The following is a 14,724-nucleotide window of genomic DNA, read 5'->3' as shown; positions in this document are numbered from 1 at the left end:
CCTTGCCTGGTTCTTTGGGCAGATCCCCTGGCCGATAGCAGTTCGCGCAATAGAGACCTCAGCCGTTCTCCGCCAGCATGGCGTCGCGCTCATTGGCGAGGCGCACGAAGCCGGAAACGGGGACAGTCTCGGGGCGGTCGGTCTGCTCGATGCCAGCGCGGGCGAGCAGGGCCAGCGGCTCGCTGACGACGCCCTTCAGGCTCTGCCGCAGCATCTTGCGGCGCTGGCCGAACGCTGCCTGGGTCACCGCCTCCAGCGCCGCCAGCCGGCATGGCTCCGGCGCGGCGCGCGGCGTGATGCGAACCACGGACGACATGACCTTCGGCGGCGGCGTAAAGGCGGCCGGCGGCACATCGAACAGGATTTGCGCCTCGGTGCGCCAGCCGCACAATACGCCCAGCCGGCCATAATCATTCGGCGCCGACGGGCCGGCGACGATCCGCTCCGCCACCTCGCGCTGGAACATCAGCGTCAGCGATTCCCATGCCGGCGGCCACGCCTCCGTGGTGATCCAGCCGATCAGCAGCGCCGTGCCGACATTGTAGGGCAGGTTGGCGATGATGCGTAGCGGACCTGCATCGGGGCCGGTGAGCGCGGCGAAATCCACCTTGAGCGCGTCGTCGTTGATCACCCGCAGCCGCCCTGGATAGCGCGCGGCGATCTGCTCTAGCGCCGGCAGGCAACGCTGGTCCCGCTCAATGGCGATAACCTCGCGCGCTCCGCCGGCGAGCAGGGCGCGGGTCAGGCCGCCCGGGCCTGGCCCCACCTCGATCACCGTAACGCCGTCGAGCGGGCCGGACGCGCGGGCGATTTTCGCGGTCAGGTTCAGGTCAAAGAGAAAGTTCTGGCCCAGCGATTTGCGCGGCTCCAGCCCGTGGGTGGCCACAATCTCGCGCAGGGGGGGAAGGTCATCAATCATGTGGGCGGGGCTCCCCGTGCGTCCGCCAGCCGCCCGGCGAGGCGCAGCGCCGCCATCAGGCTGTCCGGTCGGGCCAGGCCCTTGCCGGCGATATCAAACGCCACGCCATGGTCGGGCGAGGTGCGGACAAGCGGCAGGCCGAGCGTGACGTTCACGCCTTCGTCAAAGGCGATGGTCTTGATCGGGATCAACGCCTGATCGTGGTACATGCACAAGGCGACGTCGTAGCCGGCGCGGGCCCGCGCATGGAACATGGTGTCGGCCGGCAGCGGACCAAACGCGTCGATACCCTCCGCCCGCAGCGCCGCGATGGCCGGGGCGACGATGGCCGCATCTTCTTTCCCCAGCGCGCCATTCTCTCCGGCATGGGGGTTAAGGCCCGCCACCGCCAGCCTTGGATTGGGCGCGCCAAAGCGCTGCGCCAGGTCGCGGGCCACGATGCGTCCGGTTTCGACGATCAGCGCCGTGGTAAGCCGGCGCGGAACCTCCGCCAGAGGCATGTGAATGGTCACCGGAACCACGGCCAGTTCCGCGCACCACAGCATCATCACCGGCGTTGGCGTCTGGCCGGCGGCATCAGCGCACAGTTCGGCGAGAAATTCTGTGTGGCCTGGATGGCGGAAGCCGGCCGCATACAGCACCGATTTGGCAATGGGGTTGGTGACCACGCCCGCCGCGACGCCGCTGCGCGCCAGGGCGACGGCGTCGGTGATCGCGGCGATGGTCGCCGCCGCATTGGCGGGATCGGGCTGGCCCGCAAGGGCGGGGGCAGGCGCGGCGTTGACTGGGAGCAGCGGCAACCGCCCGGCGGGAAGAGCGCTGGCCGGAAGCGCGCTGGCTCCAGGAGGGGCAGGCAGAACCGCGACCTCAACCCCCTGGGCGTGCGCCGCCCGCGTCATCGCGCCGACATCGCCCACCACGAAAAATGGCGGCAGTTGCTGGCGTTGCAGCCAGGCGGCCACGGCGATCTCCGGGCCGATCCCGGCGGGATCGCCCATGGTGAGCGCCAGCGCGCCGCCCTGCGTCATTGCGAGACGCCGTCGCGCGTCGAGCTGCCCACGGACTGGCTGAGTTGCACCGCGCCGAGCGTCGTCAGCTCCAGCTTGAGCATGATGCTCTGGTTGTTGGTGCGCACGCCGGTGGTCGGGTCGTTGTAGGTGTTGGTGTAGACCACGGCAAATGTGGTGCATTCGTCCTGATACTGAACGCCAAACGAGGTGGAGGCGACCGAGCCATACGGCGCCTTCACGTAGCTGGTGGCCAGCGGATTGGACATGAAATACTGGCTGGCGTTCTTCTGGGCGCTCAGATCGAACAGAACGCTGCCGTTGACGCGCCAGTTGGGGGTGAGCTGGTAAGCCAGCGACGGGGCCAGGCCCTGGCGGCGCACCGCATAGCCCAGGGCTGGCTGCGCGGCGTACTGGCCATAGGTCAGGCTGGCCTGCATGGAGCCGAAGTTCAGGCTGCTTGTCAGCTCCATGCGCTTCAGCGCGAAGGTTTCCTGGTCGAAGCGGCCGCGCGCGGTGAACGAATAACGGCTGTTGGGCTGGACGTGGACGCGGCCCACATAATCCGACGCCTGGCGATCGAGGCCGGAGTCGAGGCCGGTATTGCTCGGGTCGCGATAACCTTCCGAGAAGGAGTTCTTGCCGGCGAGTTGCACCGACTGGCCGAACAGCATGTCGGCGTATGCGCCGCCCTCGGTGGTCACGGCGTATTTCAGGCCGTAATTCAGGCGCACGCCGCCCTCGACGCGGTCATAGCCGGAGAACTTGTTCCACTCGAACAGGGTGGTGTCGTCGAACACCAGGCTCTGGGCGTCCTCATTCGGCAGCTTGCCAATGCGGGTCTCATTGGGACGCGCCACGATCTGGGCGATCGGCTCGATGGTGTGGGTAAGGCCGCCGGAGCTCGTCGCCACGAAGGGGTAGCGATACTCCAGGCCAACCGCCGGCATGACGCGGCCGAGCACGTCCGGATCCGGGTCCATGAAGCTGGGAATATTGCTGTTAAGCGGCCCGTTGAGGTTGACGCGCGTCCAGGTTCCGTCAACCCGCATGGAGGCAAACGGCATCCAGACCTGGCCGAACGGGTCAATGAACTTGCGCTTCCACGACACCTCCGCGCTGGCGCGCGAGTAGGTTCCCGCCATGCCGCGCATGATGCAGCGGCCCTTCTCGTAGACGGCGCAGTTCGAATAATATCCCAGCCAGTTATTCAGCATGTCAGGCGTTTGCTGGAAGAACGCCTGGTCGCGGCTGAGGCTGGTGACGTTGGCGTCGATGGTGATCTGGCCGCCAAGCCATTCCGGCGCGTTGAAGGCCTTGTTGTAGTCGAGCACCGGATGGACGACCGGCTGCTGCTTCTGCCAGTCAAGGCTCGACAGGGCCTTGAAGTAGTAAGCGCGCAGGTCAAAGAAGCCCTGGTCGCCCTTGCCGGTCAGGAACACCGTGGAGGTCGACTCGCGGAAATAGGTGGTCGACAGGCTCTCCGACTTGATCTTGTAGTTGTCGAGGAACCACTTGTCGCTCAGCAGGGCGACGTCCCAGCCATATTGCCATTTGTCGTTGATGTAGAAGCGGCCGGCGCTCTCGATGGAGCCACGGAAATCCTTGTCGCGCGGACCTATGGGAGAGGCGAGGAAGGCGTCCTTGTCCTGCTGGAAGATGCCCGCCGCGCGAACATTGTAGCTGCCGGTTTCGAGACGGTGACGCCATTCGGCCATGCCCAGGAAGCCCTGCCGCGTCATGTACGTCGGCGTCAGGGTCAGGTCCATGTTGGGGGCGATATTGATGAAATACGGCAGCGCCACGCCGTAGCCGGTGGCCGATGTCGCGATAAAGCGCGGCGACAGGAAGCCGGTCTTGCGCTTCACCGTCGGATCGGGCGCCGACATGTAAGGAATATACGCCAGCGGGATGCCGGCGAACTCGATCGTGGCGTCCTCGTAATAGATCATCCGCTCTTCGTTTTTGTGGATGATCTTTGCGGCGCGCACCTGCCACAGCGGCGGCCGCTCCGGCTTGTCGGCGCAGGGTTCGCAGGCGGTGTAGGTGCCCTTCTCGAACACCATGGTCTCGCCGGCGGTGCGCTCGGCGCGCGGCGCGGTGAAGCGGGTGGTGACGGTTTTGCCAGCGAACACGCCCGTGCGCTTCACGCGCAGGGAATCGATGAAGCCGTCCTTGAAATTGTCGGTGAGTTCGAACTTGTCGCCGGTGATGACCGTGCCGTCCGCTTCGGTGATGCGGGCGTTGCCGGTGGCGAACACGCGGCGGGAGTTGCGGTCATAGGTGACGGAATCCGCCTGCAGGGTGCGGCCCTGGTAGTACAGGTGGACGTCGCCAACGGCTGAAACCGTGTTCTTGTCATTGTTGTAGACCAGCTCGCCCGCTTCCACGAGCAGCTTGTCCTTCTCGCCCGATTGCTTCTGTGACTTCGCTTGCAGCGCGTCGTTCAGGGTCTGGGCCGACAGGACGCACGGGGCCGCGCTCGCCAGCAGAACCGCTGCGATCGCCCTCAACGCAACCATGCCAATCCGTGACTTCATACTGCCGTTCCATCCCGTCCGTGGGCGGACGTCAAAGTCCGCCCTGGACGCCGTGTGCTGGGACGTCGCCTCGCGGCGGCGGCCGGTTAAGCGTTGGCGCTGTCGCGCCAGGGCCGTTGCGCGCTCGCGCAACGCCCGGGGGCCCGGGTTCAGCCGTCCTCCTGATAGAGGAGGGCGAGCACGCCGAGTAGCGCGCCGGTTACCGCAGGGAACCAGGCGGCCACCGCGGTCCCCAACATGCCGGAGCTCCCCAGGTCCTGCATGAGCTCAGTCGCCACATAAAGCACGAAGCCGGCGACGACACCACTGAGAACCATTTTGGCCACGCCACCAAATCGGAAAAACCTTAAGGAAAATGACGCCGCGACGAGCACCATGGCGACGAACAGCATCGGCCTGGCGATCAGGACATCGAACTGGAGCCGGTAACCCGTTGCATCCAGACCAGCTTTTTCCGTGCGCTCGATAACCTGTGGAAGTTGCCATAAAGGCACGCTTTCTGGCGGCGTGAAGGCCCGGCGCACCTGCGCCGCGTCGAGCCCGCTGGCGATCTGCTTTGTCTGGAATGGCTGTGGCGGCGCGCCGGCGGAGATCACGCGCCCGTCGGCAATATTCCAGTAACCATGTTCCAGGGTTGCGGTCTTCGCCTCGATCCGGTCGTGGAAGCTGCCGTCCGGATTGAAGTTGAAAAACGTCACCCGGTTGAGGGTCGTGGAGTTCTCGATCACCTGATCGGCGCGGATGATGACCTCGCCCTCCGGCCGCCGCTCGCGCAGCCATTGTTCCTTGCCTGGCTGGAATTTCTGGCTCTTGGCGAAAATGCGGGCCTCAACCTGGGAGGCATGCTGTTTGAGATGGGCGGCGAAGGGGTTGTAAATGGTGATGGCGACGACGCCAGTCAGCAACGCCACCAGCACGGTCGGTTGCAGGAATTCCCAGGCGGAAACGCCAGCGGCGCGGGCAATCACCAGCTCCAGCTTGCGGCTGAGGTTGAGCAGGGTCGCCATAGCCCCGAACAGGATGGCGAAAGGCAGCACCTGCTCCGCCACGGCGGGGGTGCGGAACAGCGCCAGCGTCGCCATCATCGACGTGGAGGCGCCCTCGGCGTCGCCGGCGCGCCGCATCAGCTCCACCAGGTCGAGCGTGTAGATCAGGGCGAACACCGTGCCGAAAACGATCAGCACGGCGCGAATGAAATGGCGCGCGAAATAGCGGCCGAGCGTGGGTCCGATAATCATGCGCGTGGAGTGCTCATCAGGCGCGCCGCAGCGGCAGGGCGGGCAGGCGCGCCATCAGGCGCGCCCGTGCGGCGTCGAGGCGGTCGGTCAGCGCGCTGACCCGATCCGGAAAGAAGACAAGCAGCAGGGCGAAGAAGCTGCCCAGCAGCGGCGCGGCGTAGATGCCGATGACGCCGGCCGGCGATCGCACCGCCGCCGAGGAGGCGAGAAAGCCCAGCACGCGCACCGCCACGACGCCGGTCAGCGCCATGATCATGGCGAAACCACGCCCCTGGCGCGTGGTGCGGGCCTGGCCGAGAGCGGCGAAGGCAATCAGGATGAAGGCGATGGGATAGAGCGGCGCGGCGAAACGGTCGTGCAATTCGGCGCGGAAGCGGCCTGCCTGCATCTTGTAGTAGCCGTCGTTCACATTGGGGTTGAGCAGGTCCGACGTCGAGCGCTCGCGCGGCTTGTAGACCACCTCGCCGCCTTCGCCGCCAAACGCGGACAGATCAATGGCGTAGCGGTCGAAATTGACGATCGAATTGTCGCCATTGCCGCCGTCCTGACGCTGGATCGAGCCTTTCTCCAGCACCAGGTAGCTCTGGCCGTCCAGTTCCACCGTCTGGCCGCGCTGGGCGAGGTAGATTGAGGTCTTGCCCTGCTCGCGCCGGTCCTGGAAGAAAATGCCGAGCAGGGTGGCGCCCTGGCGCTCGCGATAGTGGAAGGTGACGCCGCTATCGAGCGCCGTGAACTGGCCGGGCTTGACGATATTGGCGACGAAATCGGCGCGGATATTGGTCACGAGGTCGCGCAGACCCTGAAAGCTGTTTGGCATCAGCCAGATGGTCATCCAGCCCGTCAGCAGCGCCACGGCAAGGGAGGCGTAGCCGAAGGGGCGCAACAGGCGGCCGGGTGACACGCCGGCGGCGCTCATCACGATCAGCTCCGAGTCGCCGTTCAGTTTGTTCAGGGCGTAAACGGCGCCAATGAACAGCGCCACGGGCGCGATCACGGTGATCAGCGCCGGCAACGACAGGGCGGTGACGGTGAAGAACACCCAGATGGTCTGGCCCTTGCCGGTCAGCAGGTCCATCTGCTTCAGCGCCTCGGTGATCCAGATCACAAGGGTCAGCGCCAGCAGGCAACTGATGAAGCCGGTCGCGACGTTCCGGAAAATATAGCGTTCGATCAGTGTCATGCAGCGTGCTCTGGACCTTTTGCCCCCTGCTGGCGCAAGGGTCCATTCAGGTTTGACGGACGGGTTGCGCCAGTTTTGCCCGACGGCGTTCGCAGGCGCCATGATAGCCGCGACGCCTGAAGGAAACATTGCCGCCTGAACGGGTTCGCTGCGGCGCGGCCATGGCTGAAGAGCCAGGATCTCCCTGCTTCCAACGCTTCCAGTAGCCTGTAACCTGGGGCGGGCGTCGCGTTAAGGGGGGCGATGCCTGCCTCAAGGTCGGCCAGCCGGCTTGCGGCGGATGTTGCACAAGCGCAGAAGGCCTTTTCAAGGCGCCGCGCGGGCCGTCCTGTCAGCGCTGGACGTCCCGTAAATATGCGCGCGCTGGCGGTCTTACCAGCGCCGGGCGTCGCATTGTATGCGCGCGCTGGCGCCTTATCAGCGCCGGGCGTCCCGTTATATGCGCGCACTGGCGCCTTATCAGCGCCAGGCGTCCCGTTATATGCGCGCGCTGGCGCCTTATCAGCGCCAGGCATCCCGTTATATGTATGTGGGGGGTGGGCGCTGGAACGGGCGAGGCGACCGTTTTTGCGCCAGGTTATGCAATTCAGCAGGAAGGCCGGGCCCTTCAATGGATTCCGGGCCGGATCGAGGGTTTCATGAGCGATCGTATCAAGGTTGATTTCCGGAGCGTCGAGCCGATTGTCGGCGGCGATGTGGTCGTTTTCGTCGGCGATGATCTGAAGCTGACGCCGCTGGCCCAGGATCTGCTCGGCGCCGCCGCCCAGGCGCTGGTGACGCGCGCCGCCGCTGTCGACCGCTTCAGGGGCAAGGCGCGCAGCGCCATGGTTGTCACCGCGCCGGCCGGCATCGCCGCCGATCGCCTGGTGGTTGTTGGCGTTGGCGACGCTGAGGCGCGCGCCCGAATCGACTTCACCCATCTTGGCGGCGTGGTGATGGGCAAGGTCGGCGCCGGCCGCGCCGCCCATGTGGTGTTCGACTTCCCCGTAACCGGGGCAGGCGGGCCGAAGGACGATCCGGCGAAGCCTTCCGGCAAGGATGCGAAGAAAGCGGCGAAAAAGGCCGCCAGGAAGAGCGCCGAGACCGGCGACGCCGTGTCCGGCCCCGCGCCGGCTGGCGCTGGCGCCGCCGCCGATTTCGGTCTGGGCCTGCAGCTGCGCGCCTATCGTTTCGACCAGTACAAGACGAAGAAGAAGGACGAGGACAGCGGCGTCGAGGGCGGCGATTTCGCCATTTACCTTGCCGATCCGTCCGCCGCCCGCAAGGCGTGGCGCGCCCGTGAGGCGATCGCCGGCGGCGTCATCCTGGCGCGCGATCTGGTGAATGAGCCGCCGAACGTGCTCTATCCGGAAGCTTTTGCTGACCGCGCCGCCGGCCTGTCGAAGCTTGGCGTCGAGGTTGAGGTGCTGGACCAGAAGCAACTGGCCAAGCTTGGCATGCGGGCGCTGCTCGGCGTCGCCCAGGGCTCGGCCTTCGCGCCGCGCGTCGTGGTGATGCGCTGGAATGGCGGCCGCTCCGGCGACGCGCCGGTGGCCTTCATCGGCAAGGGCGTCTGCTTTGATACCGGCGGCATCTCCATCAAGCCCGCCGCCGGCATGGAGGACATGAAGGGCGACATGGGCGGCGCCGCCTGCGTCACCGGCCTGATGCACGCGCTGGCCGCCCGCAATGCGAAGGTGAACGCCATTGGCGTTATCGGTCTTGTCGAGAACATGCCCGACGGCGCCGCCCAGCGCCCCGGCGACATTGTCACTTCCATGTCCGGCCAGACCATCGAGATCATCAACACCGACGCCGAGGGGCGCCTGGTGCTGGCGGATATCCTCTGGTACGCGAAGGAGCGCTTCAAGCCGCGCTTCATGATTGATCTTGCGACGCTCACCGGCGCCATCCTGGTGTCGCTGGCCCACGAGCACGCCGGCCTGTTCGCCAATGACGATCCGCTCGCCGGCCAGCTCTCCGCCGCGGGCGAGGCCACGGGCGAAACTGTCTGGCGCATGCCGATGGGCGACGCCTTCGACAAGATGATCGATTCCAAATTCGCCGACATGAAAAACACCGGCGGTCGCTTCGGCGGTTCCATCACCGCGGCGCAGTTCCTGAAGCGCTTCGTCGGCGACACCCCCTGGGCGCATCTAGACATCGCTGGCGTCGGCATGGGTCCGCCAGCCAGCGACATCAACCAGTCGTGGGGGCCAGGCTGGGGCGTGCGCCTGCTCGACCGCCTGGTGGCGGACAATTACGAAGGCTGAAACCAGCGCGCGGCGCCTTTTCGGGGGGGACACCCCCGGGAGGGCGCTGGAGGTGGGCGCCTGAGATAAGACGTGGATGCCGCGCAACAATGCCCGCGCCTCCGGCGTCCGCCAGCAACGCGTCGCAAAGGATTTGACCACTCATGGCGGAAGTCCTGTTCTACCATCTGCAGCAACAGCCGGTTGAGGCCGTGCTGCCGGGGCTGCTGCTGCGCAGCCTTGAGCGGGGCTGGCGCGTGGTGGTGGAGGCGGGGGACGAACAGCGCATGGCCGCGCTCGACGACCATCTCTGGACGTTCTCCGACGACAGCTTCCTGCCCCATGGCTCGGCCCGCGAGCCGGATATCGCCGGCCAGCCGGTGGCGCTGGTCTGCGAGCCGGGCAATCCCAACAACGCCAATGTGCGCTTTCTGGTCCATGGAGCCCGGGCGCCGGAGGATCTCTCCGGCTGGGAGCGCATCGTGCTGATGTTCGATGGCGCCGACGAAACGGCGCTGGCGGCGGCGCGCGAGGACTGGCGCAAGGTGAAAGCCGGCGGCGCCGACGCCACCTATTGGCAGCAGAACGATCAGGGGCGCTGGGAAAAGAAGGCCTGATGCCAGGGCCCGGTGAGCCGGACCTGCCGGGCCCTGGTGAAGCCCGTGCGGCGCTTGAGCAATTCAGAATGCGGATGCGCCAGCGTCTTCGCATTCTGATATGAGCCGGCTTTCAGCCTGGCGTCAAACTTCCGCCCCTGAATCAGCTCAGGGGTTCCGGCCAGAAATCGCACGGGTCTCCCCGGCGAAAAGCGCCCGTTTCGGGACGAGTCAGTCTGTAACCGAAAGGATGGCCATGTCGCCGGTCGAACGCCAATGCCGTCATGCGCGGCGGACGGAAATCGCGAAAACCGCCCTGGTCGCCCTGATGGCCGCCGCGATGCTGACCGGCCCGACGCTGTCTGGCGCCCGCGCCGCGGACGAAGCGTCGTCCTCTGCGCCCGCCGCCGCGCAGTCGCCGCCCCGGGACGCGGCGCGCGAGCGCCTGCCGGCGCCGCGCAGCATCGTTCGCGACATGAATATCGCCGGCAAACCGCTGCGCTATGTCACGACCGCCGGCAGCATCCCGCTGCGCGACGCCGACGGCGCCCTGCTGGCCGAAGTTGCCTACGTGGCCTATCTGCGCCGCGATGCGGACGACAAGGCCAATCCGCGCGACAATTCCAAATCCCTCAGTGACCGGACGGAGCGCGACGTCTCCACGCGGCCCATCACCTTCGTGTTCAATGGCGGCCCCGGCGCTTCGTCCGCCTGGCTGAACTTTGGCGCCCTTGGCCCGCGCATTGTCCGCTTCGGCAATCAGGGGGATGCGCCCTCCGATGCGCCGCTGCTGCGCGACAATCCCGAAACCTGGCTGCCGTTCACTGATCTGGTGTTCATCGATCCGCCGGGTACGGGCTTCAGCCGGCTCGCCAGCGACAAGGAAGCGTTGCGCAAGAATTTCTGGTCGGTCGATGGCGACATCAAGGGGCTGGCCCGGGTGGTCAGCCGCTACCTGACCGACAATGGTCGTCTGACGTCGCCCAAATATCTCGTCGGCGAGAGCTATGGCGGCTTCCGCGCGCCCAAACTGGCCAGCGCCCTGCAGACGGGCGAGGGCATCGGCGTCAACGGCGTGGTGATGCTGTCGCCGGTGCTGGATTTCGCCCGCCTTGGCGCCCAGACCGATCCGGTGATCGGCCAGGCGGGGCTGTTGCCGTCGATGGCCGCGGCCCGGCTGGAGCGCGATGGCAAGCTGACGCCAGAAGCCCTGAAACCCGTGGAGGAATATGCGCGCGGTCCCTATGTGGCTGACCTGCTGCGTGGCCCGCGCGACGCGGCGGCCCAGGGGCGCATCAATGCGAAGGTGGCGGAATTCACCGGCCTCGATCCGGCGCTGGTGGCCCGGCTTGGCGGGCGGGTGGACGGCCGCACCTTTGCGCGTGAGTTCCGGCGCGCGGGCGGCGGGGATGCCCGGAACGATATCGTCAGCCAGTATGACGCCAATGTCGGCGCGCCCGACCCCTGGCCGCTCTCCCTGATGGCCCGCAACGACGACCCAATTCTCGACGGCGCCCAGGCGCCGCTGGCCAGCGCGGCGGTCGATGAGATCACCCGCACCATCGGCTGGCGGCCCGAGGGGCGCTATCATCTGCTGTCTGAACAGGTGAACCGTGGCTGGGACTGGGGGCGCGGCCTGCGTCCGCCCGAAGCGTTGTCCGACCTGCGCGCCGCCCTGGCGCTTGATCCGGAGATGAAGGTCCTCGTCGTTCACGGCTATGGCGATCTGGTGACGCCATACTTCCAGTCGAGCCTCGATCTCGCCTCCCTGCCGGCCATTGGCGGAGCCGATCGCACGCCATTGCGCGTCTATCCTGGCGGACACATGTTCTATACGCGCGAAGCTTCGCGGCGGGCGTTCGTGGAAGATGCGCGCAAGCTGTATCCCGCCGCCAAGGAAGCGGAGACGCCGGAACGCGGCCGCTGACGCTGCGCCGAGGGCGCGTCGGGCCAGAACGACAGGGCAAGGCTCCGCTTCCATATGAACGGGTTTTGCTGCAGAACCGGAAGCGCGGCTGTAGAGCGCTGCGCTGTTTCGCAATCATCATGAAGGATCGCCAGGTGCAGTTGGATCACGTGCAGTTGGATCACGCGCAGTCTGATCGCTCACAGCCGGATTTGACCAGAAGCGCCCCGTCCAAGGCCGCAAAATCACTTGCTGCAAAATCCCTGGCTTCAAGCGTTCGCGCGGACTGGCTCCGCGCCCAATTGCGCCGCCCCGGCTTGCTGCGCCGTGCGGCGGCGGTGGGCGCGCCGGCGCTGGCGATCGCGATGGCGGGCTGCTCCTACAACATCAGCGCCATCGGCGTCGCCAATGACCGCAGCGCCTCCGCGTCAGTCGGCTCGGGCGGCGTTTACGCCCAGCAGACCGGCCCGTCCGGAACCTCTGTCTACAGCGCGCCGGCGCCGGCGCCCAACTACGGTCCGGTGCTGCGCGCCGACGGAACCTGCTCGCAGCCATTCACGGGCCCAGCCCCAGCCGCCATCGAGCCGGGCATTGGCGAATGCGCCCTGGTCGCCGCCAAAGGCGCGCCAGTCGACGTGCTGATCGGCGGCAGCGGCAAGGGCCAGCGCGAGGTCCAGGTGCTGTATCAGGAGCCCACAGGAAAGAGGGTCTACCTGTTCTCTGACAACAAACTGGTCCGCATCGTCGAGTGACGGGCGAGGGGAGCGCCGGGTTTCATCCCCGCAATGCTTCAGCTGTGCAGCCCGCGACCACGATCCCCCAAAGCACACCAGCGCGCTGACAACGCCCTCACGACTGCTGGGGGCGCCTGCGGCTGCGGTCACCCACAACGCGCTCTCGAGCGATGATCACTGACAGCCTCTCCTGACTACAGTCACCCGCAGCGTCTCCGCGCGCTCATGACGCCCCCACCGGGTCATGGCCGGACCTGTCCCGGCCATCCACGCAAACCCCTGATATAGTTGGTCGCGCCCGGTTGGCGGCTGCAGCGCGTGGGCGCCCGCAACACGTGCGGGCATGACGCGGTGAGGGTGGTCGCAGGGGCGTTGCACGGCCAACAGGGCGCCGCGCCCTGTTTCCGGGATGGCCGAAGGGCGGCGGTTGGCTTGCCGCCTTCGTCTTGCGATGCGCCCGGGCCTCAGGCGCCGCTTTCCAGCTGCGATGAGATCTCCAGCCACTCTTCTTCGGCGGTTGCGATTGCCTCCGCTGCGTCGGCCCGCATCTTCGCCAGCTCCGCCGCCTTGGCGGGGTTCTTTGCAAACGCGTCGCCTTCAGCCAGAGCCGCGTCCACCTTGGCGACAGCGGTCGTCAGCTTCTCGATCCGCGCCTCAAGCGCCTCAAGCCGCTTGCGTAGCGGGGCCTGGGCCTGGCGGCGCTCCGCGGCCTGGCGACGACGCTCCGCCTGCTCGTTGCCCTGGTTGTCGGCGCGGGATTTGCCGGCGTCCGGGCCGCCGAGCACCAGCGCCCGGTATTCATCCAGATCGCCGTCGAATGGCTTCACGGAGCCATTGGCCACCAGCCACAGCCGGTCGACGCAGGCCTCGACCAGGAAGCGGTCATGGCTGACCAGCACCACCGCGCCGGGGTAGTCGTTGATTGCCTCCATCAGCGCCTGGCGGCTGTCGATGTCGAGGTGGTTCGTCGGCTCGTCGAGGATCAGCAGGTGCGGCCCGTGGAAGGCGGCCAGGCCCATGGTGAGACGGGCGCGCTCGCCGCCGGAGAGCGACGACACCGGCGTATCGGCCTTCTGCCCCGGAAAGCCCATCTGCGCCGCCCGGGAGCGAATTTTCGCCTCCGGCGCCCCAGGCATCAGCACCGCGACGTGCTGGAATGGCGTGTCGTTGATGCGCAGCACGTCGAGCTGGTGCTGGGCGAAGAAGGCGGTTTCCAGCTTGCCCGAGCGCGTCATGACGCCGGAGAGTGGCTCCAGCGAGCCAGCGAGCAGCTTGGCGAAGGTGGATTTGCCATTGCCGTTCTGGCCAAGCAGGGCGATGCGGTCATCTGGCGCGATCGACAGGTTGAGGTTCTTCAACACCACGCGCTCGCCATAACCGGCCGTGACGCCCTCCATGGCGATGATCGGCGGCGACAGCGGCCGCTCCGGGCCAGGCAGGCTGAACGGCAGCACCGCCTCATCGGTCATGGCGGCGATCGGCTCCATCTTCTCGAGCCGCTTCAGCCGCGATTGCGCCTGCCGCGCCTTGGTCGCCTTGGCGCGGAAACGGTCGACGAACGCCTGCATGTGCTTGCGCTCGTTCTCCTGTTTGACGCGCAGGGCGTTGTTCTGCGCCATCTTTTCCCGGCGTTGCCGGTCGAATGAGGTGTATCCGCCGCGATACAGGGTCAGCTTGCCCCGGTCGAGGTGCAGGATGTGGTCAACCGCCTCGTCGAGCAGTTCGCGATCGTGGCTGATGACCAGCGCCGTGTGCGGATAGCGGCCAAGAAAGTCGTAGAGCCACAGCGTGCCCTCGATATCGAGGTAGTTGGTCGGCTCGTCCAGCAGCAGCAGGTCCGGCTCGGCGAACAGCACCGCCGCCAGCGCCACGCGCATGCGCCAGCCGCCGGAGAACGACGAACAGGGCCGCAACTGCGCTTCCGCGTCGAAGCCGAGACCATGCAGGATCGCCGCCGCTCGCGCCGGGGCGGAATGGGCGTCGATGTCCACCAGCCGCGTCTCGATTTCGGCGCGGCGCATGGGGTCGGTCGTCGTCTCCGCCTCGAGCAGCAGCGCCGCGCGCTCCGTATCGGCGGCCAGCACCACCTCGACCAGCGGTTCGGGGCCGGAGGGCGCCTCCTGGGCAACCGCGCCAATGCGACGGTGACGGGGCAGGGAGAAGGCGCCGCTTTCGGAGGAAATCTCGCCGGTAAGCAGGCGGAACAGGGTGGATTTGCCGGCGCCGTTGCGACCAACAAAGCCCACCCGCGCGCCATCCGGAATGGCGGCGCTGGCGCTGTCGAACAGGATGCGGGGGCCGAGACGGTAGGTCAGGTCGCTGATGGTAAGCATGGCCGGGTTTTGGCCCCAGGCGCGCTTGCGCGCAAGCCAC

Annotated in this window: 10 protein-coding genes; 4 read left to right on the top strand and 6 right to left on the bottom strand. The window is 66.9% G+C overall.

Going from position 1 to position 14,724, the window contains the following annotated elements; translation table 11 throughout:
• Positions 1-58 precede the first annotated feature (58 nt).
• The 5 genes from rsmA to lptF all read right to left on the bottom strand — a co-directional run bounded on the left by rsmA (position 59) and on the right by lptF (position 6,884).
• On the bottom strand, positions 59-919 hold the full coding sequence (gene rsmA, locus ACERNI_RS02850; protein ID WP_448831743.1) for a 16S rRNA (adenine(1518)-N(6)/adenine(1519)-N(6))-dimethyltransferase RsmA: 861 nt from the start codon (positions 917-919) through the stop codon (positions 59-61).
• Positions 916-1,947, bottom strand: a complete 1,032-nt coding sequence (pdxA, locus tag ACERNI_RS02845) for a 4-hydroxythreonine-4-phosphate dehydrogenase PdxA (RefSeq protein ID WP_448831742.1) — start codon at positions 1,945-1,947, stop codon at positions 916-918. The genes rsmA and pdxA overlap by 4 nt, the downstream gene beginning before the upstream one ends.
• The gene (locus ACERNI_RS02840; RefSeq protein ID WP_448831741.1) at positions 1,944-4,466 is read right to left on the bottom strand and encodes an LPS-assembly protein LptD; all 2,523 of its coding nucleotides are present in this window, start codon (positions 4,464-4,466) and stop codon (positions 1,944-1,946) included. The genes pdxA and ACERNI_RS02840 overlap by 4 nt, the downstream gene beginning before the upstream one ends.
• A 149-nt stretch (positions 4,467-4,615) precedes the next feature.
• Positions 4,616-5,704 (bottom strand): LPS export ABC transporter permease LptG, encoded by a 1,089-nt coding sequence (gene lptG, locus ACERNI_RS02835; protein ID WP_448831740.1) that lies wholly within the window; start codon positions 5,702-5,704, stop codon positions 4,616-4,618.
• Between the two features lie 16 nt (positions 5,705-5,720).
• Complete coding sequence (gene lptF, locus ACERNI_RS02830; RefSeq protein WP_448831739.1) at positions 5,721-6,884, bottom strand: LPS export ABC transporter permease LptF; 1,164 nt, start codon at positions 6,882-6,884, stop codon at positions 5,721-5,723.
• A 638-nt stretch (positions 6,885-7,522) separates the two neighbouring features.
• Here lptF and ACERNI_RS02825 point away from each other — a divergent pair.
• From ACERNI_RS02825 to ACERNI_RS02810, 4 genes are all read left to right on the top strand, one after another.
• On the top strand, positions 7,523-9,136 hold the full coding sequence (locus ACERNI_RS02825) for a leucyl aminopeptidase (protein WP_448831738.1): 1,614 nt from the start codon (positions 7,523-7,525) through the stop codon (positions 9,134-9,136).
• 143 nt (positions 9,137-9,279) lie between these two features.
• Positions 9,280-9,732 (top strand): DNA polymerase III subunit chi, encoded by a 453-nt coding sequence (locus ACERNI_RS02820; protein ID WP_448831737.1) that lies wholly within the window; start codon positions 9,280-9,282, stop codon positions 9,730-9,732.
• 235 nt (positions 9,733-9,967) lie between these two features.
• The gene (locus tag ACERNI_RS02815) at positions 9,968-11,638 is read left to right on the top strand and encodes a S10 family peptidase (protein ID WP_448831736.1); all 1,671 of its coding nucleotides are present in this window, start codon (positions 9,968-9,970) and stop codon (positions 11,636-11,638) included.
• A gap of 296 nt (positions 11,639-11,934) precedes the next feature.
• Complete coding sequence (locus tag ACERNI_RS02810) at positions 11,935-12,369, top strand: hypothetical protein (protein WP_448831735.1); 435 nt, start codon at positions 11,935-11,937, stop codon at positions 12,367-12,369.
• 446 nt (positions 12,370-12,815) lie between these two features.
• On the opposite strand, the gene ACERNI_RS02805 is transcribed toward ACERNI_RS02810, so the two are convergent.
• A complete protein-coding gene (locus tag ACERNI_RS02805; RefSeq protein ID WP_448831805.1) occupies positions 12,816-14,684 on the bottom strand; it encodes an ABC-F family ATP-binding cassette domain-containing protein in 1,869 nt (622 codons plus the stop codon).
• Positions 14,685-14,724: the final 40 nt, after the last annotated feature.

It is taken from the genome of Camelimonas sp. ID_303_24, from assembly GCF_053543495.1.
Note: the sequence above shows the minus strand (reverse complement) of the source record. Positions and strands in the feature narration are given on the sequence as shown.